Below are 22,231 nucleotides of genomic sequence, written 5' to 3'. Positions count from 1 at the left end.
CCGTGAGCCAACCGGAGCAGGAACCGCGCGAGGGCGAACCGCTGAAGCTGAGGGAGCGCGCCTATGCCTCCTTCACCGAGCGATTGCTGGCGCGCGAGATCAAGCCCGGCCAGTTCGTGACCCAGCGCGAGCTCGTGGCGATGACCGGCTTTCCGCTCGGCGCGATCCGCGAGCTGATCCCGCGGCTGGAGGCGGAGGGACTGATCAAGACCGTGCCGCAGCGCGGCATGCAGGTCGCCCATGTCGACCTCAACCTGATCCGCAACGCCTTCCAGTTCCGGCTTTTCCTCGAGAAGGAGGCGGCGGCGCTCTACGCCCGGAACGCCACTGACGCCGAGATCGCCGAGCAGCGCGCGCGGCACGAGGCGATCGTGGCCCGGGCGGAGGCCGGCGGCGACGAGCGGCTGATCGAGGACGCGGAGGAGGTCGACCGGCTGATGCATGAGGCGATCATCGATCACCTCGACAACGAGATCGTCAGCCAGGCCTTCCGCGTCACCTGGCTCAAGATCCGGCTGATCCGGCAATACGAGACGCGCATCCACAACAGCATCATCGTGCCGGTGATGCAGGATCATCTCGCCATCATCGCGGCGATCGAGACGCGCGATCCCAATCGCGCGGCCGAGGCGATGGCGGCTCATATCGGCAACGCCCGCACGCGGGCGATGCAATACTGACGACAGCAGCACGACGAGCCGGAGAACCGGCCGCGATCAGGGAGGAGCCGTCACCGACATCCACAGCCCTTATCCTGAGGAGCCGCGAAGCGGCGTCTCGAAGGATGATCCAGGAGGCTCCGGAACCATCTGGAGCATCCTTCGAGACGCAGCCCTCGGCTGCTCCTCAGGATGAGGGTTGTGGTGGCCGATGCGGCCCGAAACAGGGAGGGAACGACAATGGTGAAACTGACGAAGCGCAGCTTCCTGCAGGGTTCGGCCGCTGCAGGCGCAACGGTCTTCGCGCCCGGCATCCTGCGGGCGCAGCAATTGGTGTTGCGCTGGGCCGACGGCCAGCCGGCGACCCACCCCTCGCCGCAGAGCGCGGTGAAGGCCGGCGCCGAGATCAAGGAAAAGACCGGCGGGCGCGTCGAGATCCAGTCCTTTCCCAACGGGCAGCTCGGCTCCTCGCGCGACATGGTCGAATCCGTCGCGAGCGGCGCCCTGACGATGGTGACCGAGGGCGCCGCGCAGCTCGGCCAGTTCGTGCCGCAGCTCTCGATCATCGAGGCGCCCTATATCTGGAAAGATGCGGCGCACATGACGCGCGCGCTGAAGTCGCCGCTGATCGACGAGCTCAACAAGGCGCTGGTCGAGAAGCGCGGCATGCGGATGATCGGCGTCAACTATTACGGCGTGCGCCATCTCACCAGCGGCAAGAAGCCGATCAACTCGGTCGAGGACATGAAGGGCTTCAAGCTGCGCGTGCCGGAGGTCGACACCTTCCGCGCCATGGCGGAAGCCTGGGGTGCACGGCCGACGCCGCTCAACTTCTCGGAGCTCTATCTCGCGCTCTCGCAAGGGGCGGTCGACGGGCAGGAGAACCCCCTGCCGACCATCGCCTCGGCCAAGCTGGCGGAGGTCCAGAAATACCTCGTGCTGACCGCGCATATCATCACCCCGCGGCTCGTGATCGTGAACGAGGCGGCCTGGCAGAAGATCCCGCAGGCCGACCGCGATATCGTCGTGGCCGCCGTCGACAAGGCCGCGACCTGGCAGGACAACGAGATCCTGGAGCAGGAGAAGAGCCTGGCCGACAGCATGGCCAAGGGGGGCATGACGGTGACGAAGCCCGACAACGAGGCCTTCCGCAAGCCGGTGCTGGCGAGCGTGCCGGCGAAGTTCGAGAGCAAATGGGGCAAGGGGCTCTGGGACCGCATCCAGGCGCTGTGAAGGCGTTACCCGGAACCACGCGAGTCATCCCGGACAAGCGGCTTTAGCCGCGCAGATCCGGGATCCATGCCGGAACTTCCACCGGAAATGCTCAGGCATGGATCCCGGGTCTCCGCTTCGCTGCGCCCGGGATGACGCGCGTTTGATCTCCACTGTCGCAAAGGCATCCGCATGACGCGCTGGTCCAGGCTTTTCGACCGCCTGATGGAGGTGATCGCGGCGATCCTCATCGTGGCGCTGCTCGTCGTCGTCACGCTCGGCATCGTCACGCGCGCGCTCGGCGAGCCGCTGATCTGGACCGACGAGGTCTCGCGCTTCCTGATGCTGTGGGTCGCGGTGACAGGGTGGATTCTGGCGAGCCGGCGGCGCGCCCATATTCGCATCCGCTTCTTCCACGACATGCTGCCCGCGCGCAGCTGGCGCTCGGCCGAGGCGATCATGCAGCTCGCGATGATCGTCTTCGGCGGGCTGACCGTCTGGTACAGCGTGCATCTCGTCGAGGCCAACCACGATCTCGAAGCGACGACCGTGCCGCTCTCGATGGGGCTGCTCTACGCGCCGATGGTGCTGGCCGGGATCGTGACGGCGCTGCAGGGGCTCAGCGAATTCGTCGGCAACCTGCGCAATTGGCGGAACTCGCCCCATCCGCCGGTCGCGGTGACGCTGCAGGAGCCGGCGGAATGAGCGCGCTGATCTTCAAGATCTCGGCCGTCTGGCTGCTCTCGATCCTGGCCGGCTTCCCGCTCTTCGCCTCGATGGGGCTGGCCGCCTTCGCCTTCGTGCTGATCGGCGACTTCTCGGCCTCGATCGTGCCGCAGAAGATGGCGCAGGCGATGAACTCCTTCCCGATCGTCGCGGCGCCGCTCTTCATCCTGATGGGCAACATCCTCGCGGCGGCGCGCATCACCGACCGCATCGTCGAATTCGCGACGGCGGTGATCGGCTGGCTGCGCGGCGGCTATGCCCATGCCTCGATCATGACCAGCATGATCTTCGCCGGCATGGTCGGCTCGGCGGTGGCCGATGCCGCGGGCTCCGGCGCCATCGAGATCCGGGCGATGCGCAAGGCCGGCTATCGGCCGGAGACGGCGGCGGCGATCACCGCTGCCGCGGCGACGATCGGGCCGATCATCCCGCCTTCGCTGCCGATGGTGATCTACGGCGTGACGGCGGACGTCTCGATCGGACGGCTCTTCATCGGCGGTGTCATTCCCGGCGTGCTGATGGGGCTGTCGCTGATGGTCATGGTCGCAATGATCGCCAAGCGCCAAGGCTTCCGGAAGGAGAAGTTCAAGGGCTTTCGCGAGATCGGCCGGACCTTCTTCAGTGGCTTCTTCGCGCTGATGACCCCGCCGCTGATCCTGGGCGGCATGTTCTCCGGCATCTTCACGCCGACGGAGGCCGCGGCCGTCGCCTGCCTCTACGCCCTCTTCCTCGGCTTCTTCGTCTACCGCACGCTGGAGGTGAAGCAGCTCTGGCCGATCCTGATCGACACGGTCGAGACCATGGGGCTCGTCGCCGTGCTGGTGATGGCGGCGGGTGCGCTCGGCTGGTGCATGTCGATCTCGCGCGTGCCGCAGACGCTGACGCCGCTGATCGTCGAGACGATCCAGAACCCGCTCGTCTTCCTGCTCGTCTGCAATCTCATCCTGCTCGTCGTCGGCTGCTTCATGGAGGCGCTGGCCGCGATGCTGATCCTGATCCCGATCCTGGTGCCGGCTGCGAACAGCTTCGGCATCGATCCGGTGCAGTTCGGCATCATCATGATCCTGAACCTGATCCTTGGGACGATCCATCCGCCGATCGGCGTGGTGCTCTTCGTGGTGACGCGCATCGCCAATGTCTCGTTCGAGACGATGTCGAAGGCGATCCTGCCCTGGCTCATACCGCTGCTGGTCGTGCTTGCCGCGATCACGCTCTGGCCGCCGCTGACGACCTGGCTGCCGAACCAGGTGATGGGGCCGTGAGGGCGCAACAGCCGGGAGCCTGATGACTTTGAGCGGAACCGCGTCGTCATCCCGGGCTTGACCCGGGATCCATGCCGGAGCGCTGCCGATCAGGGTTCAGGCATGGATCCCGGATCTCCGCTTCGCTCTGTCCGGGATGACTTCCGCGTTCCGCGGATCACGCCAGGCTTTACCGGCTCTCCGGCTCGCCGCCATGGTGGAGATAGCGGCCGACGGGGATGACGATCTCCTCGTCCAGCTTGCCGATCGCGGCCTCGTCCTTGTCCGCGTAGGGGATCGCCTTCAGCACATGGCGGATGGCGTTGAGCCTTGCGCGCAGCTTGTCGTTGCTGCGCACGACATGCCAGGGCGCGGCTTCGGTCGAGGTCCGGCCGAGCATCTCGTCGAAGGCGCGGGAATAGTCGTCGAAGCGCGGGATGGCCTCGAAGTCGATCGGCGAGAGCTTCCAGCGCTTGAGCGGATCGTGCCAGCGCGCGTGCAGACGGGTCATCTGCATCTCGCGGCCAATGGTCAGGAACAGCTTGATCAGGCGGATGCCGTCGCGCGCCAGCATGCCCTCGAAGACGGGGGCCTCGTGCAGAAAGCTCTCGGTTTCCTCGGGCTTGCAGAAGCCCATGACGTGCTCGACACCTGCCCGGTTGTACCAGGAGCGGTCGAAGAAGACGAGTTCGCCGGCCGTCGGCATCTCGCTGGCATAGCGCTGGAAATACCATTGGCCCTTCTCGGTGTCGGAGGGCTTCGGCAACGCGACAGTGCGAGCCTGGCGCGGATTGAGATGCTGGGTGAAGCGGCCGATCGTGCCGCCCTTGCCGGCGCCGTCGCGGCCTTCGAAGACGATGACGATGCGCTCGCCATGCTTGGAGGCCCAGCGCGTCAGCTTCTGCAACTCGATCTGGAGCAGCTCGAGCTCGCGATTGTAGCGCTTGCGCTTCATCCGCTTGCCATAGGGATAGTCGCCGCTGTGATAGGCGGCATCGATGATGGCTTCCGGCAGCGTGTCGGCCTCGATGTCGAAGCCCTTGAGCTTGGGGGACACGGGACGGGCCTTCGCCGGTTTGGCGCTCTCGCCCGCGGACAGCGCGATCGGCGCGTTGGCGTTCGAACCCGAGAATTTCTTTGCCATCGCTGCCTCCTCTTCGGGCAAAGCCTAGCCGGCTGACGTGCGGAAGGGAATTGACGCCTCTCCTTCTTCCGCCCAGGAAGGGCAGGCCGGCTGGTGCCGGCTCGTTCCGAGCGCTCCATGGCCGACATTGCCACTTCCTCTTCCGCGACGATGCAGACCATGATCGAGGCGCTCGGCGTCCCCGTCGTGCTGCTCGACGAACAGGGCATCGCCCAGGCGCTCAGCCCTGCTATGCGCGCGCTCGTTCCGGGGCTCGAGATCGGCAAATTCCTGGCGCTGGTGCTGCGCGACCCGGACCTCAACGATGCGATCGAGCAGGTCGCGCATGAGGGCGGGCGCGACACCGTCGAGCTCGTCGAACGGGTGCCGTTCGAGCGCGCCTTCCGCATCCACATCGCGGCGCTGGGCGGCGGACGGCGGCGGCCGACGCTGCTCACCTTCCAGGACCTCAGCGAGCAGCGGGTGATCGAGCGGATGCGCGTCGATTTCGTCGCCAATGCCAGCCATGAGCTGCGCACGCCGCTGGCCTCGCTGCTCGGCTTCGTCGAGACGCTGCAGGGGCCGGCGCGCAACGACGAGCGCGCGAGGGAGCGATTCCTTGGCATCATGCGCGAACAGGGGCTGCGCATGGCGCGTCTCGTCGACGATCTTCTCTCGCTCTCGCGTATCGAGCAGCGCGCTCACGTCGCGCCCGACACGCCGGTCGATCTCGCCGGCATCGCGCGCGAAATCGTCGACTCGCTCACATTGATGGCGCGCGAGCGCGAGGTCACACTGGCGCTCACCACGCCGCGCGAGCCGCTGCTGGTCCCCGGCGACCGCGACGAATTGCTGCGGCTGATGGAGAACCTCGTCGAGAACGCCATCAAATACGGCAAGCAGGGCGGCGAGGTGAAGATCACCGTCGAGGCCGGCGAGGATGAGGCCAGCTTCCACGTTCGCGACGATGGCCCGGGGATTGCGCCGGAGCATCTGCCGCGCCTGACCGAGCGCTTCTACCGTGTCGACACCGCCGCCAGCCGCGAGGCGGGCGGCACGGGCCTGGGGCTGGCTATCGTCAAGCACATCGTGCTGCGCCATCGCGGCAGGCTGACGATCGAAAGCAAGCCGGGGGAGGGGGCGACCTTCAAGGCGATCCTGCCGCGTTTCGAGGCCCAGCGCGCAGGCCGCTGAGCCGCCGCTTCAACGGCTTTGTGACAGTTTTCATGACGACGTGTCATCCGGCTGTCATATAGGGGGTGTTCTGACAGGGGAGCTGTCAACAGCGACCCAGAGAGGACATCTCAATGCGCAAGATTCTCGTTCTCGCGGCCGTGGCCGTCGGGATCGCCGGTTCCGCCCAGGCTGCCGACATCACCGGCGCCGGCGCGACCTTCCCCTTCCCGATCTATTCGAAATGGGCCGAGGCCTACAAGAAGGACACCGGCACGGGCCTGAACTACCAGTCGATCGGCTCGGGCGGCGGCATCCGCCAGATCAAGGCGAAGACCGTCGCCTTCGGCGCGACCGACGCTCCGCTCAAGGGCGAGGACCTCAGCAAGGACGGCCTGATCCAGTTCCCGACCGTGATGGGCGGCGTCGTTCCGGCCGTGAACATCGCCGGCGTCGAGCCGGGCAAGCTCAAGCTCTCGGGCGACATCATCGCGCAGATCTATCTGGGTGACATCAAGAAGTGGAACGACCCGAAGATCGTGGCGCTCAACGCCGGGCTCGCCCTGCCGGACGCCAACATCAACCCGGTCTACCGCTCTGACGGCTCGGGCACGACCTTCGTGTTCACCGACTACCTCTCCAAGGTCTCGGCCGACTGGAAGTCCAAGATCGGCGCCAACCAGTCGGTCCAGTGGCCGGTCGGCATCGGCGGCAAGGGCAACGAAGGCGTCTCCGCCTCGGTCAAGCAGGTCGCCAACTCGATCGGCTATGTCGAGTACGCCTATGCCAAGCAGAACAAGCTCGCCCACGCCCTGGTGAAGAACGCCGACGGCAACTTCCCGGCTCCTGAGGAGAAGGCCTTCCAGGCCGCCGCCGCCAACGCCAACTGGCAGGAGCAGCCGGGCTTCGGCATCTCGCTCAACAACCAGAAGGGCGCGGATGCCTGGCCGATCACCTCGGCGACCTTCATCCTGGTCCATGCCAAGCCGGAGAAGCCGGAAGAGGTGCAGGCCGCGCTGAAGTTCTTCGACTGGGCCTACAAGAGCGGCGACAAGCTGGCGAGCGAGCTCGATTACGTCGCCCTGCCGTCGACCGTGAAGGATCAGGTCCGCAACGCCTGGAAGGGCGTGACCGACACCGCCGGCAAGCCGATCTTCTGATCGCTGCCAGCGACAAGGTGAGGCGGGCCAGTCCCGCCTCACCGATACATGCAGCCCTCATCCTGAGGAGCCGCGGTATGCGGCGTCGCGAAGGATGATCCAGAGCGCACTGGAGCCTCCTTCGGGACGCTCCTGCGGAGCGCTCCTCAGGATGAGGGCTGAGGTTGATCGGAGTCGGGTGACCGGCTGCAGGCAACCTCTGCCACGACACCGGAGCCTCCGCGGATGACCGCAGCAACCGACATGACGAGCATCCCCGGCGCGAGGCCGGCCGCCCGCAGGACGCCGAAGGCGGGCTTCGACCTCTTCTTCCGCAATGCCAGCTTCGCGGCGGCGCTGCTCGTGCTGGTGCTGCTCGCCGGCATCATGATCTCGATGATCATCGGCGGCTGGCCGGCCTTCCGCGAGTTCGGCCTCGGTTTCATCACCTCCAGCGTCTGGGATACGCAGAACGAGCAGTACGGCGCCTGGCCGGCCATCGTCGGCACGCTCTCGACGGCGTTGATCGCGCTGGCGATCGGCGTGCCGCTTTCGCTCGGCATTGCGGTCTACCTGACCCAGCTGGCGCCGGGCTGGTTCAAGAAGCCGGTCGCCACGGCGATCGAGCTGCTCGCCGCCGTGCCCTCGATCATCTACGGCATGTGGGGCCTGTTCGTCTTCGTGCCGCTCTTCGCGGCCTATGTGCAGATCCCGCTCTCGAACATCGTCGAGGGCATGCCGGTCGTCGGCACCATCCTCTATTCACGCTCGCCCTCGGGCCTCGGCATCTTCACCGCCGGCCTGATCCTGGCCTTCATGATCGTGCCGTTCATCGCCTCGATCACCCGCGACATGCTGGAGCAGATCCCCTCCGTGCTCCGCGAAAGCGCCTACGGCATCGGGGCGACGACATGGGAGGTCGTGCGCCACGTGCTGGTGCCGCAGGCCGGCGTCTCGATCATCGGCGCGATCATGCTCGGCCTCGGCCGCGCGCTCGGCGAAACGATGGCCGTCACCTTCGTCGTCGGCAACGCCAACCGCCTGTCGGCCTCGATCCTCGATCCCGGCTCGACCATCGCCTCGCGCATCGCCAACGAATTCAACGAGGCGATGGGCCTGCAGCTCAACGCGCTGATCGCGCTGGGCTGCATCCTGTTCTTCGTCACCTTCGTCGTCCTCGTCATCGCGCGGCTGCTGGTCGCCCGCGTCAAGCGCTACTGAGGTCTTTCGTCCATGACCATGACGACCACGCCCCGCGAGCTGCCGCACACCCCCTGGGGGCGCGTGCGCCAGTCCCGCCGCACCGCCGACCGGCTGATGAAGATCATCGCGACCGGCTTCACTTTCTGCGCCATCTTCGTGCTGTTCTGGATCCTCGGCATGTTGCTGGTGAAGGGCATCGGCGGCCTCTCGCTCGCCACCTTCACCGCGGTCACTCCCGGCCCGGGCACGGAAGGCGGTGGCCTCGCCAACGCCATCGTCGGATCCTTCGTGCTGACCTTCCTCGGCATTGCCATCGCGACCCCGATCGGGGTTCTGGCGGGCACCTGGCTCGCCGAATACGGCAGGGGTTCCAAGCTCGCGCACCTGATCCGCTTCATCAACGACATCCTGCTCTCGGCGCCGTCGATCCTGATCGGCCTGTTCGTCTACGTCATCCTGGTCGAGCCCTTCCGCGGCTATTCCGGCTGGGCCGGCGGCGTCGCGCTCGGCATCATCGCGATCCCGGTCATCGTGCGCACCACCGAGGACATGCTGAACCTCGTCCCCGGCCCGCTGCGCGAGGCGGGGGCCGCGCTGGGCGCGCCGCCTTCGGTCGTCATCACCTCCGTGACCTGGCGTGCGGCGAAGGCCGGCATGATGACGGGCATCCTGCTGGCGCTCGCCCGCATCGCTGGCGAGACGGCACCGCTGCTCTTCACGGCTCTGAACAACAATTTCTGGTTCTCGCCCTCGCTCGCTGGCGGCGTCTCGAACCTGCCCGTCACGATCTATCAGTTTGCCTCTGCTCCGTACGAGAACTGGCAGCAGCTCGCCTGGGCGGGATCGCTGATCATCACGGTCTCGATCCTGCTGCTTTCGCTCATTGCCCGCCGCGTCGTCGCTGGCGGCAAATAAGACTTGAATCCAACCCGGTCGCGCCCGACCTTGAGGACCATGTCGATGCTTTCGACCCTTGAACTCTCCCCGCAGACGCTCGATGCCGAAGCGCCCGTCCGGATCGCGGTGAAGAACCTCGATTTCTACTACGGCGAGCACAGGGCGCTGAAGAACATCAATCTCGATTTCCGCGACCGGCACGTCACCGCGCTGATCGGCCCGTCCGGCTGCGGCAAGTCGACCCTGCTGCGCATCTTCAACCGCATCTACTCGCTTTATCCCGAGCAGAAGGCCACCGGCGAGATCCTGCTCGATGGCCGCAACATCATCTCCAACGACGTCGACGTGAACGAGCTGCGCTCGCGCGTCGGCATGGTCTTCCAGAAGCCGACGCCCTTCCCGATGTCGATCTACGACAACGTCGCCTTCGGCATCCGCCTCTACGAGAAGCCGCCGAAGTCCGAGCTCGACGACCGTGTCGAGGGCGCGCTGCGCCGTGCCGCGCTGTGGGACGAGGTCAAGGACAAGCTGAAGAGCTCCGGCATGGGCCTCTCCGGCGGCCAGCAGCAGCGCCTGTGCATCGCCCGCACCATCGCGCAGAAGCCGGAAGTGATCCTGTTCGACGAGCCGACCTCCGCGCTCGACCCGATCTCGACCGGCAAGATCGAGGACCTGCTGGAGCAGCTGAAGAGCGACTTCACCATCGCCATCGTGACGCACAACATGCAGCAGGCTGCACGCATCTCGCAGTACACCGCCTTCATGTATCTGGGCGAGGTCATCGAGTTCGCGCCGACCAACACCATCTTCATGAACCCGGCCAAGAAGCAGACGCAGGACTACGTCACCGGCCGGTTCGGCTGAGCCGCGGCAGAGTTCTTTGTTTGTCGCATTTTCTTCGCGCGAACCGGTCCGATTTCGCTTGAAAATGCTTTGAGGATAACGCCATGACCGACCACATCGTCCGCTCCTACGATACCGATCTCGAAGGCATCCGCCGCAGTCTTGCCGAAATGGGCGGCATGGCCGAGCGCATGCTGGGCGACTCCACCGTGGCGCTGGTGCGCCGCGACACCGGCCTCGCCCAGAAGATCATCACCGCCGACCAGCGCCTCGACAACCTGCAGCGGGACGTCGAAGAGAAGGCGGTGCTGACCATTGCCCGGCGCCAGCCGCTCGCGAACGACCTGCGCGAACTGATCTCGGCGATCCGCATCGCGGCCGACATCGAACGCGTCGGCGATCTCGCCAAGAACATCGCCAAGCGCGCCGTCGCCATCGCCGGCCAGTTCCAGCCGCCGCACCGCGCCGTGGTCGGGCTCGAGCACATCAGCCGCCTCGTGCAGGCGCAACTCAAGGACGTGCTCGACGCCTACGCCGCAGGCAATGAGCAGAAGGCGCTCGAGGTCTGGCGCCGCGACGACGAGATCGATGCGCTCTACACCTCGCTGTTCCGCGAACTCCTGACCTACATGATGGAGGATCCGCGCAACATCACCTTCTGCACGCATCTCCTGTTCTGCGCGAAGAACATCGAGCGCATCGGCGACCACACCACCAACATCGCCGAGACGATCCATTACCTCATCACCGGCGACTCGCTCGACGTGAATCGGCCGAAGCTCGACACGACCAATATCGAAGTCGAGGCGGTCACGGGCAGCTGAGGCGAGGCAAGGAATCATGGCCGCACGCATCCTGATCGTCGAGGACGAGGAGCCGCTGACCCTGCTGCTGCGCTACAATCTCGAAGCCGAGGGCTTCGAGGTGGACAGCGTGGCGCGCGGGGACGATGCGGAGCTTCATCTGCGCGACCACACCCCCGATCTCGTGCTGCTCGACTGGATGCTGCCGGGCCTCTCCGGGATCGAGCTCTGCCGCCGGCTGCGGTCGCGGCGCGACACCGAGCGCGTGCCGATCATCATGCTGACCGCGCGGGGCGAGGAAACCGAGCGCGTGCGCGGGCTCGCGACCGGCGCCGACGACTATGTGGTGAAGCCCTTTTCGTTGCCGGAGCTGATCGCGCGCATCCAGGCGCTGCTGCGCCGCGCCAAGCCGGGCCATGTCGCTGGACTGCTTGCCGCCGGCGACCTCGAACTCGACCGCACCACACGGCGCGTCCGCCGCGCCGGCAGCGAGCTGCATCTCGGCCCGACCGAGTTCAGGCTGCTGGAGTTCCTGATGCAGGCGCCCGGCCGCGTCTATTCGCGCGCCCAGCTGCTCGACGCCGTCTGGGGCCGCGACGTCTATATCGACGAGCGCACCGTCGACGTCCATGTCGGCCGGCTGCGCAAGGCGATCACGCCCGCCAATACCAAGGACCCGCTGCGTACCGTGCGCGGCGCCGGCTACGCCTTCGACGAGACTTTTGCGCGCAGCTGAGCGGCGCTCCAGCTCTCCTCCTCATCGCAGCTTACGGTGAGTCTCGCCTGCTCGCTCGCGTTGACCCTGAAAGTCAGCGCGAGCCAGAGGAGGTCGCCATGAGCAAGATGCCGCCATTCCCGCCGGCCAATCGAAGCGACAACGGCCCGGGCGAGCCGGATCATGCCGGGCACGATATGCGCAGCGCCAGGTGGCGAGCGCCGGCCGGGCCAGCCCGACCAGCAGGGCAACACCCGCATCAACACGTGCAGCAGGATCGTTGAGGAGGCTGCCCCATGTCGGCCTCGACCAAGGCGCCGCAAACCATCCGAAACGGCGGCCTGTCCCATCCCATGAGAATGCGGAGAAGCCGGCGGACATCCGCAAGCTGGCTGCCGGCGACGAAACCCGGCAGCGCGCTCGCATTTCGCGCCGTGTTGGCGCGGCGGCAGCTATCGCATGATCCGGCCCGCAAGGGTGGCCGCCCCGCGAGAAGCCCCCTTCAGGACGATCCCTGAAAGGGTCCGGCGGGAGCCTCAGCCCTCTCGGTAGAAGAGGCGGCGCAAGCTGTGCTTGGCCGCTTCCAGCGTCCTGCGCCGCTCGGCCGGCAGGTTCCGGCCGGCGCGGTTGATGTAGAAAGTCAGCATCGACATCGCCGAGCGATAGGGGCTCGACTTGCGGAGCCGGCTGTGTTCAGCCGACCGCTTCAGCGAACGTGCGATCCGTCGCGGATCGCCCTGCTTGAACACCGCCTTCTCAAGATCGAGCGCGTTGCTCCGGGTGGTGATATCGGCCGACCATCTGCGTTTGTGAGCAGTCATGGCGTCCTCCTGTCGGTCAGGCGTTTGGCCCGCCCTCGATGTCACCGGCCCAGGTCAGTGCGGTCTCGTACTCCTCCGGCTTGAAGGTGCGGACGGTCACGAAGGGGATCGCTGGGTTGAGCAGGTCGACGAAGGCGGCAAGCCAGCCCCTGTCGGTGATCACCGCCTCGCGCGGGAAGCGCTGCAGCTCCCAGAGCTTGCCGAGGCTGTAGCGCGCATCCTTCCAGGCGGCAGCCAGGGTCATATCGGTGAAATCGGTGAGGTCGGCGAGGATGCCGACCTTCTCGTGTCGCGCGAGCTTCGCCTCGATATCGGCCATGATCCCATCGAGATCGTCACTGGTCAGCGTCTGCGACAGGCGGTAGGCGCCGACATGGTCCGGGGCAGGCAGAATGGTGAACATGGCTCCTCCTTGCTCCAGACAACGCGGGGCAGGAGCGGAAGTTTCGCCCGATGATCAGGCCGCTGCGGGCGCACGGGTGGCGGCGTCGAACCGGGCCGCTTCGGCGCGCAGCCAGCCGACGAATTCATCGAGGCCGGGCCGTTGCGGCCGGCCAACGGGGAGGGTGAGCCAACAGCCCGTCGCACTGGTGAAGCCGAGGCCGAGCGGGTTGATAAGCGCGCCGGAAGCCAGCTCGTCGGCGACATAGCAGCGCGGCATCAGAGCGACGCCCAGCCCAGCGACGGCGGCGCTGGTGATCACGGAATAGTAGCCGTAACGCACGGTGTGCTCGGGCACCGCGCCGCGCAGGTCGTGGGCCTCGGTGWACTCGGCCCAGAAGGTCGGCATCTGGTAGTGCTGCAGCAGCGTCATCTTCTGGATATCGGCGGCACGACGAAAGCCGCCCATGCGCTCGATCAGGCTCGGCGCGGCGACGAGGGCAACGTCGCGGCCGAAGAGGTAATGCGCCTCCTTGCCGGGCCAGGGCGGGACGCCATGGGCAATGTCGAGATCAGGCTCCTCGGTCTCGCTCTCGCTGACATAGTTGGTGAACTGGACGTCGACGCCGGGATGCGCCGCAGCGAAGGCCGGAAAGCGCGACATCAGCCAGCGCTCGCCGACGATGGCGACCATGTGCAGGCGGATCGGCCGGGCAATGGCGCTGCGCTCGGCGAGGCGCCGGGCGCCCCGCTCCATCTGCTCCAGCGCGGCTTCGGCATAGGGCAGATAGATCGCGCCGGCCTCGGTGAGCTTGAGGCCGAGCGGGCTGCGGTCGAACAGCACGGCCCCGAGATGGTGTTCCAGCGACAGGATCTGCTTGGAGACGGCACTCTGCGTCAGGTTGACGACCAGGGCGGCGCGGGCGGTCGAGCCCAGCCTTGCAACCGTGGTGAAAGCTCGCAAAGCGGTCGATGACGGAGGAGGCCGGCCGGCGGCCATGGGGTATTCCTTTTTGGACTATCGCTGCGGAGATCGTTTCGTTTGCCGGGCTTTCGGTCAAGAGGCCATTCTTCCCTAACGGGAGGACAAGCTCATGAACCAGACGACGCGCCTGTGGGGTGGACGCTTCCGCAAGCCGCCCGATCCGCGGCTGATGAAGCTGTCGAGCGCGGCCGGCGAGCACGCGAGGCTGGTGCCGCAGGATGTTGCGGGCGGCAAGGCGCATGCGGCCGAACTCGGACGCGCCGGGCTGCTGACGGCGCAGGAGCTCCAGACCATCCTGACCGCGCTCGACGCGATCGCGCGGGACACGGTCGAGGGGCGGATCACGCCCGGCCCGCAGGACGAGGATGTCCATACCTTCATCGAGCGCATCMTGACCGAGCGGATCGGCTCGACGGGCGCCAAGCTCCGGGCAGGGCGCTCGCGCAACGACCAGGCCGCGAACAATCTCAAGCTCTATCTGCGCGCGAAGTCGCGTTCGCTCGCGGCGATGCTGGCAGAACTCCTGACCGCGATCGCCGATCAGGCCGAGCTGCATGCGGCCTCGGTCAGCCCCGGCTTCACCCATCTCCAGAGCGCCCAGCCGGTCACCTTCGGCCATTGGCTGATGGCGCATGGCCAGGTGCTGATGCGCGACGCCTCGCGCCTGACCGACTGGGAAAAGCGCTCCGGCCAGTCCCCGCTCGGGGCGGCGGCGCTTGCAGGCTCGGCGATCACGCTCAATCCCGAGCTCAGCGCCAAGGCACTCGGCTATGACGAGCCGTTCGAGAACTCGGTCGACGCGGTCGGCGCGCGCGACCATGTCGCGGAATTCCTGTTCGTCGCGGCGATGCTGACGACCAACCTGTCGCGGCTCGCCGAGGAGGTGACGCTGTGGGCTTCCAGGCAATTCGCCTGGGTGACGCTGGACGATGCCTTCGCCACCGGCTCCTCGATCATGCCGCAGAAGAAGAACCCGGACATCGCGGAAATCTCGCGCGGCCGGGCGGCGCGGCTGACCGGCGACCTCGTCGCCATGCTCGGCGCATTGAAGGGGCTGCCGCTTTCCTATAACCGCGACCTCGCCGAGGACAAGCGCGCCGCCTTCGACGCAGTCGACGTGCTGGAAGAGGTGCTGCCGGCCTTCGCCGGGCTGATCGCCAGCATGAGCGCCGACGCCGAGACGATGCGCGCCCAGGCCGGTTCCGGCTTTGCGCTGGCGACCGAGGTGGCAGATCATCTCGCCCGCAACGGCGTGCCTTTCGCCGAGGCGCATGAGATCACGGGGGCGCTGGTGCGCTATTGCGAGGAACTGGGCCGGGAGCTTGAATCGCTCGACGCCGTCGATCTCAGGGCGGTCGATCCGCGGCTCGATGCCGGGGTCCTCGACCATCTGACGCTCGATGCCGCGGTCGCTGCGCGCAGCGGCCATGGCGGCACCGCGCCCGACCGCGTGCGCGAACAGATCGACCGCTTCCGCGGCAAGCTCGCCGCCCTCGAAACCTGGAGCCGGGAGACGGGCCAATGAGCGTCGCCACTTCGCCGATCAGCAGCCGGGATCTCGCCCAGGTCTCGCATCTGAGAATCGTGCCGCGGCGCTTCTATGGGCGCTGGGTCGCGGCCGCCGCGATCGTCGCCATCCTCGTCTGGCTGGTGATGGCCTTTGTCGAGGGCGACATCGCCTGGCCGGTGGTCCGGCAGTTCTTCACGGCGCCGGCGATCATCGCGGGCCTCGGCAACACGCTGATCATGACGGTCTGCGCGATGACGCTCGGCGTCGTGCTCGGCGTGATCTTCGCCATCATGTACATGTCGCCGAACCCGGTGCTGCGCAGCGTGGCGCTGTTCTACATCTGGTTCTTCCGCGGCACGCCGCTGCTGCTGCAGCTCCTGATCTGGTTCAACCTGGCGCTGGTCTTCCCGACCATCGGCATCCCCGGCCTGTTCTCCTGGCGCACGATCGACATCATCGGGCCGTTCATGGCGACGCTGCTCGGGCTCGGCATGAACCAGGGCGCCTACACCGCCGAGGTGGTGCGCGGCGGCATCCTCTCCGTCGACCAGGGCCAGACCGAGGCCGCCAAGGCGATCGGCATGACGCGGCTGACGACGCTGCGCCGGATCGTGCTGCCGCAGGCGATGCGTGTCATCATCCCGCCGGTCGGCAACGAGGTGATCAGCATGGTCAAGCTGACCTCGGTGGCGAGCGTGATCCAGTACGCCGAGATCCTGCGCAACGCGCAGACGATCTACTACGCCAACGCCCGCGTCATCGAGCTTCTGATCGTCGCTGCCGGCTGGTATCTGCTCGTGGTGACGCTGCTGCAGATCGGCCAGTATTTCCTCGAACGCCACTTCTCCAAGGGGCGGGTCGGGCGGCGCGCCAAGCGCACCGCAGTTCAGGAGGAGCCCGCATGAACGCGGTGGCGAACACGGCCGTGGCCGATAGTGCGATCGTTGCAATCGCGAACGTCAGCAAGTTCTTCGGCGACCTGAAGGCGCTGAACGATGTCTCGCTCTCGATCGAGCCCGGCATGGTCCAGTGCATCATCGGGCCGTCGGGCTCGGGCAAGTCGACGTTGCTGCGCTGCATCAACCAGCTCGAGAAGATCGACCAGGGCGCGATCCGCGTCGATGGCGAGCTGATCGGCTATCGCCGCGTGGGCAATGAGCTGCATGAGCTGACCGATCCGGAGATCGCGCGCCAGCGCCTCGTCACCGGCATGGTCTTCCAGCGCTTCAACCTGTTCAACCACATGACGGCGCTGCAGAACATCATCGAGGGGCCGCTCACCGTCCTGAAGCGTCCGCGCAAGGAGATCGTCGCCGAAGCGACGGCACTGCTGGAGCGCGTCGGCCTTGCCGACAAGCGCGACGCCTATCCGAGCGAGCTCTCAGGCGGGCAGCAGCAGCGCATCGCCATTGCCCGCGCCCTGGCGATGAAGCCGAAGCTGATGCTGTTCGACGAGCCGACCTCGGCGCTTGACCCCGAACTCGTCGGCGAGGTGCTCAACGTGATGCGCGATCTGGCGGCCTCCGGCATGACCATGATCGTGGTCACGCATGAGCTCGGCTTCGCCCGCGAGGTGGCCAACGACGTCGTCTTCATGGACAAGGGCGAGATCGTCGAGCAGGGTCCGCCGCAGACCGTTCTCGTTGCGCCGAAACAGGCGCGCACGCGCGACTTCATCGCCGCCGTCCTGAAGTGACGATGGCGCAAACAGTTCACAACCGGGAGAGAACCATGCTTCGTTTGACCATCGCCGCGGCCTTGCTCGCCGGCACAGCGCTTGCCGCGCAGGCCCAGGCCCTGCCGGACCGCGTCAAGACCGCCGGCAAGATCGTGATCGCGACCCAGCCGAACTATCCACCGATCGCCTACAAGGACGTCGCGACCAACCAGCTCGCCGGCTTCGACATCGAGCTGGGCGAGGCCATCGCCAAGGAGCTCGGCGTCAAGGTCGAGTGGCAGGAGACCGCCTTCGCCCAGATGCTGCCCTCGCTGCAGACCGGCCGCGTCGATGCGGTGATGGCCGGCATGAGCGACCTGCCGGCGCGGCGCGAGAGCGCCGATTTCGTCGACTACATGGATTCCGGCGCGCAGTTCTACACGGTCACGGCCTTCGCCGACACGATCAAGACCCCGGAAGACCTCTGCGGCAAGAGCGTCGGCGCCAGCCGCGCGACCAACTGGCCGCGCCAGATCGGCGAATGGAGCGAGGCGAATTGCGTCGCCAAGGGCAAGCCGGCGATCAACGTGGTCGGCACCGAAGGCTCGGTCGACGCCCGCACCCAGCTCAAGACGCAGCGCCTGCAGGGCGGCGTCCAGGGCAGCGAGACGATGAGCCACTTCCAGAAGCTGGAGCCGAACACCTACATCCCGCTCGGCAAGCCCTTCACCCATTCGCTCGCCGGCATCCCCTTCGCCAAGACGGCGGAAGGCACGCAGCTGCGCGACGCCGTCAAGGGCGCGCTCGACCGGCTGCAGGCGAACGGCACCTATGACGCGCTGATCCAGAAGTACGGCCTCGCCAACAACGCGATCAAGCCGATCACCCTGAACAAGGGCGAGTGAGCGGACTTACCCGCTCGGCGCGATTGATCGTCACCCCGGCCGGGCCATGCCCGCGCCGGGGTAATTTTTGGGCGGGTATCCCGGAGACGGGGCAGCGGGGCGGAGCCGCATGGGGTTGCGATGGTCGCGGGGCTGCCTTAACCCGGTCTGGACTTCCTCGGATCGCCACCGCCCGCCGCCATGACAGCCTCGATCACCGACCGCTATGCCGCCCTGGTCGAGGCGGGCGCCATCGAGCGCGATCCGGCGCAGGTGACGGCGCTGAAGAAGCTCGAGGCTCTGACCGCGACGCTTGCCGCCCGCCGCCTGGCGCGCAAGGGCAGCGCGCTGGGCTGGCTCTTCGGCAAGAAGCCGGACACGGCGCAGGCGCCGAAGGGGCTCTACATCTGGGGCTCGGTCGGCCGCGGCAAGACCATGCTGATGGACATGTTCTTCGAGGCCGCGCCGGTGAAGCGCAAGCGCCGCGTGCATTTCCACGAGTTCCTCGCCGACGTCCACCGCCGCATCAACGCCTATCGCCAGAAGATCAAGAGCGGCGAGGTCAAGGATTCCGATCCGATCGCGCCGGTTGCGGCCGATCTCGCGGACGAAGCCTACCTGCTCTGCTTCGACGAGTTCACCGTGACCGACATCGCGGACGCGATGATCCTCGGGCGGCTGTTCACGGCGCTGTTCGCCGCCGGGGTCGTCGTTGTGGCGACGTCGAATGTCGAGCCGTCCCGGCTCTATGAGGGCGGGCTCAACCGGGCGCTGTTCCTGCCGTTCATCCAGCTGCTGCAGACCAAGGTCGAGGTCCTCAAGCTCGACGCCCGCACCGATTTCCGGCTGGAGAAGCTCGGCGGCGCGCCGGTCTACCATGTCCCCGCCGATGCGAAGGCCAGGGCCGCTCTCGATGCGGCCTTCAAGGCGCTCTCGGGCGTGGCGCGAGGGCACCGGGCAGTCCTCCCCGTGCAAGGCCACGAACTCGTCCTGCCGCAGGCGGCGGGCGGCGTTGCCCGGGCCGGCTTCGGCGATCTCTGCAGCCAGGCCTACGGCGCCTCGGATTACATCGCGCTGGCGCAGCGCTTCCACACGCTGGTGCTCGACGACATTCCGATCCTCAATCTCGACCGGCGCAACGAGGCCAAGCGCTTCATCATACTGATCGACACGCTCTACGAGCACCATGTGAAGCTCGTGGCCTCGGCGGCGGCCGAGCCGCATGAACTCTATCACGCCAAGCAGGGGCGCGAGGCTTTCGAGTTCGACCGCACGGTCTCGCGGCTGATCGAGATGCGCTCGGAGGATTATCTGGCCCTGCCGCATGGTAGGCCGGATTCGACGGCGAGCGGCGACACCACCGGGCTGGTCGAGACGTGAGTTTCGTCGTCGGCGATAGGGAGGGGATCGTCCCGGGCGAGCTGCGGCGCAGTGCCGACCGGGGGGCCATGCCTGAACCTTGCTCAGCAGCGCTCCGGCATGGATCCCGGATCAAGCCCGGGATGACGGCGTGTTTCCTTGCGAATCCAAAACCGGGGAGCCGCTGACCCATGCCGCAGCGCGAGCCGAGCGAGACCCGCATCCTTTCGGTCGCCTGCGAGCATCTGCGCAAGTTCGGGCTGAAGCGCTTCACCGTCGTCGCCGTGGCGGAAGAGGCGGGCATGACGCATGCCAATGTCTACCGCTACTTTCCCTCCCGCGTGGCGTTGATCGACGCGGTGGTCGACGTCTGGCTGAAGGCGACGGAGCGAAAGCTCGCCGATATCGCCGATGGTCCGGACCCGGCCGACGATAAACTCGAACGGCTGATCCTGGCGCTGGCCAAGGCCAACCGCGACCTGTTGCAGGAAGACCCGCATCTCTTCGCGGCGCTGTCGCTTGCCGTCGCCAAGCGCCATGCCATCAGCCGGCGCAACCGCACGCGGGTGAGGGCCCTGTTCGAGCGCGTCGTCGACGAGGGGGTCGCAACGGGCGTCTTCGAGCCGCGCGACCGCGAGCGCGCGGTCGCGTTCGTGATCGACGCGACGAACCGCTTCATCCACCCCGCCTCGCTGGCGCTGGAAGCCGACGTGCCGCAGGCCTCGGTGGATACGCGGCTGTCGACCCTGATCCGGGTGATCCTGCGGGTGCTCGGCAGCGGTATCGTGTGAATAATCTGGTTACGAATTACAATATAAGTAAGTTGTAACTTTCCTCCTTCGTCCCAAACGGAACCGAGCGCGCGAAGCCTTCGTCGATAAGTCGTTGAAAAATCGAGCTTGGCGCAGCGCCATCGTCCGATCTGCGCTCAATGCCCGAGAAAAGCCGCTTTTCGGGCAAGGGTTGCAGCAAAAGCCCGGTTTGGGCCAAAGGAACGCACGCTTCGGCCGGGCCACCGGCCTGTCGCTGAGCCAAGGCATTGTGGATGTCGAAGCCGGCAGCTGCCGGTGTCGATGGTAGCGCCAGAAACAAAAGGACTAGGCAATGGCCCGTAAGAAGATCGCCCTCATCGGCTCCGGTCAGATCGGCGGCACGCTCGCCCACCTCGCCGGCCTCAAGGAACTGGGGGACGTCGTCCTGTTCGACATCGCCGAGGGCATCCCGCAGGGCAAGGGCCTCGACATCGCCGAGTCCGCTCCGGTCGACGGCTTCGATGCCGGCTACAAGGGCACGAACTCCTATGAGGACATCAAGGGCGCCGACGTCGTGATCGTCACCGCCGGCGTGCCGCGCAAGCCCGGCATGAGCCGCGACGACCTGATCGGCATCAACCTCAAGGTGATGAAGTCGGTCGGCGAGGGCATCAAGCAGTATGCGCCGAAGGCTTTCGTGATCTGCATCACCAACCCGCTCGACGCCATGGTCTGGGCGCTCCAGAAGTTCTCGGGCATCAAGCCGAACATGATCTGCGGCATGGCCGGCGTGCTCGACTCCGCCCGCTTCCGCCACTTCCTCGCCGAGGAATTCCAGGTTTCGGTCAAGGACGTCTCGGCCTTCGTGCTCGGCGGCCACGGCGACGACATGGTGCCGCTGGTCCGCTACTCCGGCGTCGCCGGCATCCCGCTGCCGGACCTCGTGAAGATGAAGTGGACGACGCAGGAGAAGCTGGACGCCATCGTCGAGCGCACCCGCAAGGGCGGCGGCGAGATCGTCAACCTGCTCAAGACCGGCTCGGCCTTCTATGCGCCGGCGGCTTCCGCCATCGCGATGGCGGAGAGCTACCTCAAGGACCAGAAGCGCGTCCTGCCGGCCGCCGCCTATCTCAAGGGTCAGTACGGCGTGAAGGACATGTTCGTCGGCGTGCCGGTGGTCATCGGCGCCAAGGGTGTCGAGCGGGTCGTGAAGATCCGCCTCAATGGCGCCGAGAAGGAGATGCTGGCGAAGTCGGTGGCCTCGGTGCAGGGCCTGGTCGACGCCTGCAAGGGCGTCGACGCGTCGCTGGCCGGCTAAGGCGAGCGATGCGCCGGGCGCAGGCACATAAGAAGCAGGCTATCGGGGGACGGCTGCGGCCGTCACCCGAGATGCAGCACCTTCTTGACCAGGTGGGTGAAGGAGCCGCGGCTCTTCTTGCGCTCGACGTCGGCCTGGCTTCTGAGCCAGGTCATCTGGACGACGCGCCGTTCGCCGACGAAGGATGTGTGCCCGTGCCAGGAGTTGTCCGCGCGACGGAACGCGAAGAGCGAGCCGGTGACCGGGCTGATCTCCTCCTTCATGTTCTCGAAGTCGGTGCCGTTGTAGAGCACCCGCAGGCGTCCGGCGGGCGAGTCCTGCCAGGCGTCGTTGAGGTACACGAGCAGGGTCGCGATCTTCGACTCGCTGTCGGTATGGATGCGTCCATCCTTCGCGGCGGAGATCTTGCGGATCGTGATCATCTTCGGCTTGTCGACGAGGTCGATGTCGAGCTTCTCGGAGACGATCTCGGACATCTCGCGGCCCTTCATCTCCTCGAGGAGTTTCGCGAAGGCGCCGTGCCGCTTGAGGTCTTCCTCGGGATGGTAGCCCGACTCGCGGATGTCGGGGAAATCGCTGCGCAAGCTGTCGACAGCCCCCGGCAAGATGACGTTGCCGGCCACCAAGTAGTTGTAGGGTTCTCGCTCGGTCCGCGCCGAGCGAACGGAATCGATGTTGATGCAGGAATACGACATCGGCATAGGTTGATCCTCCAATCAGATCTTCAGTCTGATTGTTCCGTCCTATCATCGAAATCCTTGCCCGTGCAATCGGCCGCGAGGGCCGCTCGCGCCGGGGTTTCGCCGTCTTGCAGATGGGGTACGGTGCCC

At 66.6% G+C, this 22,231-nt stretch carries 23 protein-coding genes; 18 read left to right on the top strand and 5 right to left on the bottom strand.

Translation table 11 applies throughout. The annotated features are described in order from the left end of the window. Positions 1 to 2: 2 nt before the first annotated feature. The 4 genes from AC1DIN_RS20880 (at position 3) to AC1DIN_RS20865 (ending at position 3,859) form a co-directional block, all read left to right on the top strand. Positions 3 to 680 carry a GntR family transcriptional regulator gene (locus tag AC1DIN_RS20880; RefSeq protein WP_476811152.1) on the top strand — a complete coding sequence of 226 codons (678 nt, stop codon included), beginning with the start codon at positions 3 to 5 and terminating at the stop codon, positions 678 to 680. Between the two features lie 219 nt (positions 681 to 899). Then, the gene (locus AC1DIN_RS20875; RefSeq protein WP_441473007.1) at positions 900 to 1,892 is read left to right on the top strand and encodes a sialic acid TRAP transporter substrate-binding protein SiaP; all 993 of its coding nucleotides are present in this window, start codon (positions 900 to 902) and stop codon (positions 1,890 to 1,892) included. Positions 1,893 to 2,063: 171 nt separating this feature from the next. Next, positions 2,064 to 2,576 (top strand): TRAP transporter small permease, encoded by a 513-nt coding sequence (locus AC1DIN_RS20870; protein ID WP_476811151.1) that lies wholly within the window; start codon positions 2,064 to 2,066, stop codon positions 2,574 to 2,576. After that, complete coding sequence (locus tag AC1DIN_RS20865; RefSeq protein WP_441473005.1) at positions 2,573 to 3,859, top strand: TRAP transporter large permease; 1,287 nt, start codon at positions 2,573 to 2,575, stop codon at positions 3,857 to 3,859. The genes AC1DIN_RS20870 and AC1DIN_RS20865 overlap by 4 nt, the downstream gene beginning before the upstream one ends. 169 nt (positions 3,860 to 4,028) lie before the next feature. Here the strand turns inward: AC1DIN_RS20865 and ppk2 are convergent, their stop codons facing one another. After that, entirely contained in the window at positions 4,029 to 4,982 is a 954-nt protein-coding gene (gene ppk2, locus AC1DIN_RS20860) for a polyphosphate kinase 2 (protein ID WP_476811150.1), read from the bottom strand. 117 nt (positions 4,983 to 5,099) lie between these two features. Here ppk2 and AC1DIN_RS20855 point away from each other — a divergent pair, with 117 nt between their 5' ends. From AC1DIN_RS20855 to phoB, 7 genes are all read left to right on the top strand, one after another. After that, the gene (locus AC1DIN_RS20855) at positions 5,100 to 6,155 is read left to right on the top strand and encodes an ATP-binding protein (protein WP_476811149.1); all 1,056 of its coding nucleotides are present in this window, start codon (positions 5,100 to 5,102) and stop codon (positions 6,153 to 6,155) included. A gap of 113 nt (positions 6,156 to 6,268) precedes the next feature. Further along, a complete protein-coding gene (gene pstS, locus AC1DIN_RS20850) occupies positions 6,269 to 7,294 on the top strand; it encodes a phosphate ABC transporter substrate-binding protein PstS (RefSeq protein ID WP_441473002.1) in 1,026 nt (341 codons plus the stop codon). 225 nt (positions 7,295 to 7,519) lie between these two features. Beyond that, on the top strand, positions 7,520 to 8,494 hold the full coding sequence (gene pstC, locus AC1DIN_RS20845; protein WP_476811148.1) for a phosphate ABC transporter permease subunit PstC: 975 nt from the start codon (positions 7,520 to 7,522) through the stop codon (positions 8,492 to 8,494). A 12-nt stretch (positions 8,495 to 8,506) separates the two neighbouring features. After that, complete coding sequence (pstA, locus tag AC1DIN_RS20840; RefSeq protein ID WP_441473000.1) at positions 8,507 to 9,391, top strand: phosphate ABC transporter permease PstA; 885 nt, start codon at positions 8,507 to 8,509, stop codon at positions 9,389 to 9,391. Positions 9,392 to 9,430: 39 nt separating this feature from the next. Beyond that, the gene (gene pstB, locus AC1DIN_RS20835; RefSeq protein ID WP_441472999.1) at positions 9,431 to 10,237 is read left to right on the top strand and encodes a phosphate ABC transporter ATP-binding protein PstB; all 807 of its coding nucleotides are present in this window, start codon (positions 9,431 to 9,433) and stop codon (positions 10,235 to 10,237) included. 83 nt (positions 10,238 to 10,320) lie between these two features. Next, positions 10,321 to 11,040: a phosphate signaling complex protein PhoU gene (phoU, locus tag AC1DIN_RS20830; protein WP_441472998.1), complete on the top strand. Its 720-nt coding sequence runs from the start codon at positions 10,321 to 10,323 to the stop codon at positions 11,038 to 11,040. 16 nt (positions 11,041 to 11,056) lie between these two features. Continuing rightward, positions 11,057 to 11,755, top strand: a complete 699-nt coding sequence (gene phoB, locus AC1DIN_RS20825; protein WP_265050013.1) for a phosphate regulon transcriptional regulator PhoB — start codon at positions 11,057 to 11,059, stop codon at positions 11,753 to 11,755. Between the two features lie 515 nt (positions 11,756 to 12,270). Here phoB and AC1DIN_RS20820 read toward each other — a convergent pair. Genes AC1DIN_RS20820 through AC1DIN_RS20810 form a run of 3 tightly spaced genes read right to left on the bottom strand, consistent with a single transcriptional unit; the run spans position 12,271 to position 13,936 of the window. After that, positions 12,271 to 12,555 carry a DUF3175 domain-containing protein gene (locus AC1DIN_RS20820; RefSeq protein WP_441472996.1) on the bottom strand — a complete coding sequence of 95 codons (285 nt, stop codon included), beginning with the start codon at positions 12,553 to 12,555 and terminating at the stop codon, positions 12,271 to 12,273. A 16-nt stretch (positions 12,556 to 12,571) separates the two neighbouring features. Next, a complete protein-coding gene (locus AC1DIN_RS20815) occupies positions 12,572 to 12,958 on the bottom strand; it encodes a SpoIIAA family protein (protein ID WP_441472995.1) in 387 nt (128 codons plus the stop codon). A 54-nt stretch (positions 12,959 to 13,012) separates the two neighbouring features. Further along, complete coding sequence (locus AC1DIN_RS20810; RefSeq protein ID WP_476811147.1) at positions 13,013 to 13,936, bottom strand: LysR family transcriptional regulator; 924 nt, start codon at positions 13,934 to 13,936, stop codon at positions 13,013 to 13,015. 94 nt (positions 13,937 to 14,030) lie between these two features. On the opposite strand from AC1DIN_RS20810, the gene argH reads away from it, so the two are divergent. The 7 genes from argH to mdh all read left to right on the top strand — a co-directional run bounded on the left by argH (position 14,031) and on the right by mdh (position 21,401). Then, complete coding sequence (argH, locus tag AC1DIN_RS20805) at positions 14,031 to 15,446, top strand: argininosuccinate lyase (RefSeq protein WP_476811146.1); 1,416 nt, start codon at positions 14,031 to 14,033, stop codon at positions 15,444 to 15,446. After that, entirely contained in the window at positions 15,443 to 16,336 is an 894-nt protein-coding gene (locus tag AC1DIN_RS20800) for an amino acid ABC transporter permease (RefSeq protein WP_476811145.1), read from the top strand. The genes argH and AC1DIN_RS20800 overlap by 4 nt, the downstream gene beginning before the upstream one ends. Continuing rightward, positions 16,333 to 17,127 (top strand): amino acid ABC transporter ATP-binding protein, encoded by a 795-nt coding sequence (locus tag AC1DIN_RS20795; RefSeq protein WP_441472991.1) that lies wholly within the window; start codon positions 16,333 to 16,335, stop codon positions 17,125 to 17,127. Before AC1DIN_RS20800 ends, AC1DIN_RS20795 begins: the two co-directional genes overlap by 4 nt. 35 nt (positions 17,128 to 17,162) lie before the next feature. Continuing rightward, positions 17,163 to 17,993 carry an ABC transporter substrate-binding protein gene (locus AC1DIN_RS20790; protein ID WP_476765882.1) on the top strand — a complete coding sequence of 277 codons (831 nt, stop codon included), beginning with the start codon at positions 17,163 to 17,165 and terminating at the stop codon, positions 17,991 to 17,993. Between the two features lie 180 nt (positions 17,994 to 18,173). Beyond that, positions 18,174 to 19,352: a cell division protein ZapE gene (zapE, locus tag AC1DIN_RS20785; protein ID WP_476765881.1), complete on the top strand. Its 1,179-nt coding sequence runs from the start codon at positions 18,174 to 18,176 to the stop codon at positions 19,350 to 19,352. 170 nt (positions 19,353 to 19,522) lie between these two features. Next, a complete protein-coding gene (locus AC1DIN_RS20780; protein ID WP_476811144.1) occupies positions 19,523 to 20,122 on the top strand; it encodes a TetR/AcrR family transcriptional regulator in 600 nt (199 codons plus the stop codon). Between the two features lie 313 nt (positions 20,123 to 20,435). Next, positions 20,436 to 21,401, top strand: a complete 966-nt coding sequence (mdh, locus tag AC1DIN_RS20775) for a malate dehydrogenase (protein WP_441472987.1) — start codon at positions 20,436 to 20,438, stop codon at positions 21,399 to 21,401. A gap of 62 nt (positions 21,402 to 21,463) precedes the next feature. On the opposite strand, the gene AC1DIN_RS20770 is transcribed toward mdh, so the two are convergent. Further along, positions 21,464 to 22,102: a 2OG-Fe(II) oxygenase gene (locus AC1DIN_RS20770; protein WP_441472986.1), complete on the bottom strand. Its 639-nt coding sequence runs from the start codon at positions 22,100 to 22,102 to the stop codon at positions 21,464 to 21,466. Between the last annotated feature and the right edge of the window lie 129 nt (positions 22,103 to 22,231).

Source organism: Allobosea sp. 05T438, assembly GCF_056396025.1.
The sequence above is the reverse complement of the archived record's forward strand: the minus strand, read 5'-3'. Positions and strand labels throughout refer to the sequence as shown.

Bases quoted from the DNA above. Each gene is read 5' to 3' on its own strand.
- pstA (WP_441473000.1), top strand. From the start codon at position 8,507: ATGACCATGACGACCACGCCCCGCGAGCTGCCGCACACCCCCTGGGGG.
- phoB (WP_265050013.1), top strand. From the start codon at position 11,057: ATGGCCGCACGCATCCTGATCGTCGAGGACGAGGAGCCGCTGACCCTG.
- pstS (WP_441473002.1), top strand. From the start codon at position 6,269: ATGCGCAAGATTCTCGTTCTCGCGGCCGTGGCCGTCGGGATCGCCGGT.
- zapE (WP_476765881.1), top strand. From the start codon at position 18,174: ATGACAGCCTCGATCACCGACCGCTATGCCGCCCTGGTCGAGGCGGGC.
- AC1DIN_RS20870 (WP_476811151.1), top strand. From the start codon at position 2,064: ATGACGCGCTGGTCCAGGCTTTTCGACCGCCTGATGGAGGTGATCGCG.
- AC1DIN_RS20875 (WP_441473007.1), top strand. From the start codon at position 900: ATGGTGAAACTGACGAAGCGCAGCTTCCTGCAGGGTTCGGCCGCTGCA.
- AC1DIN_RS20790 (WP_476765882.1), top strand. From the start codon at position 17,163: ATGCTTCGTTTGACCATCGCCGCGGCCTTGCTCGCCGGCACAGCGCTT.
- AC1DIN_RS20795 (WP_441472991.1), top strand. From the start codon at position 16,333: ATGAACGCGGTGGCGAACACGGCCGTGGCCGATAGTGCGATCGTTGCA.
- AC1DIN_RS20815 (WP_441472995.1), bottom strand. From the start codon at position 12,958: ATGTTCACCATTCTGCCTGCCCCGGACCATGTCGGCGCCTACCGCCTG.
- AC1DIN_RS20865 (WP_441473005.1), top strand. From the start codon at position 2,573: ATGAGCGCGCTGATCTTCAAGATCTCGGCCGTCTGGCTGCTCTCGATC.
- phoU (WP_441472998.1), top strand. From the start codon at position 10,321: ATGACCGACCACATCGTCCGCTCCTACGATACCGATCTCGAAGGCATC.
- pstC (WP_476811148.1), top strand. From the start codon at position 7,520: ATGACCGCAGCAACCGACATGACGAGCATCCCCGGCGCGAGGCCGGCC.
- mdh (WP_441472987.1), top strand. From the start codon at position 20,436: ATGGCCCGTAAGAAGATCGCCCTCATCGGCTCCGGTCAGATCGGCGGC.
- pstB (WP_441472999.1), top strand. From the start codon at position 9,431: ATGTCGATGCTTTCGACCCTTGAACTCTCCCCGCAGACGCTCGATGCC.
- AC1DIN_RS20800 (WP_476811145.1), top strand. From the start codon at position 15,443: ATGAGCGTCGCCACTTCGCCGATCAGCAGCCGGGATCTCGCCCAGGTC.
- AC1DIN_RS20820 (WP_441472996.1), bottom strand. From the start codon at position 12,555: ATGACTGCTCACAAACGCAGATGGTCGGCCGATATCACCACCCGGAGC.
- AC1DIN_RS20855 (WP_476811149.1), top strand. From the start codon at position 5,100: ATGGCCGACATTGCCACTTCCTCTTCCGCGACGATGCAGACCATGATC.
- AC1DIN_RS20780 (WP_476811144.1), top strand. From the start codon at position 19,523: ATGCCGCAGCGCGAGCCGAGCGAGACCCGCATCCTTTCGGTCGCCTGC.
- ppk2 (WP_476811150.1), bottom strand. From the start codon at position 4,982: ATGGCAAAGAAATTCTCGGGTTCGAACGCCAACGCGCCGATCGCGCTG.
- AC1DIN_RS20770 (WP_441472986.1), bottom strand. From the start codon at position 22,102: ATGCCGATGTCGTATTCCTGCATCAACATCGATTCCGTTCGCTCGGCG.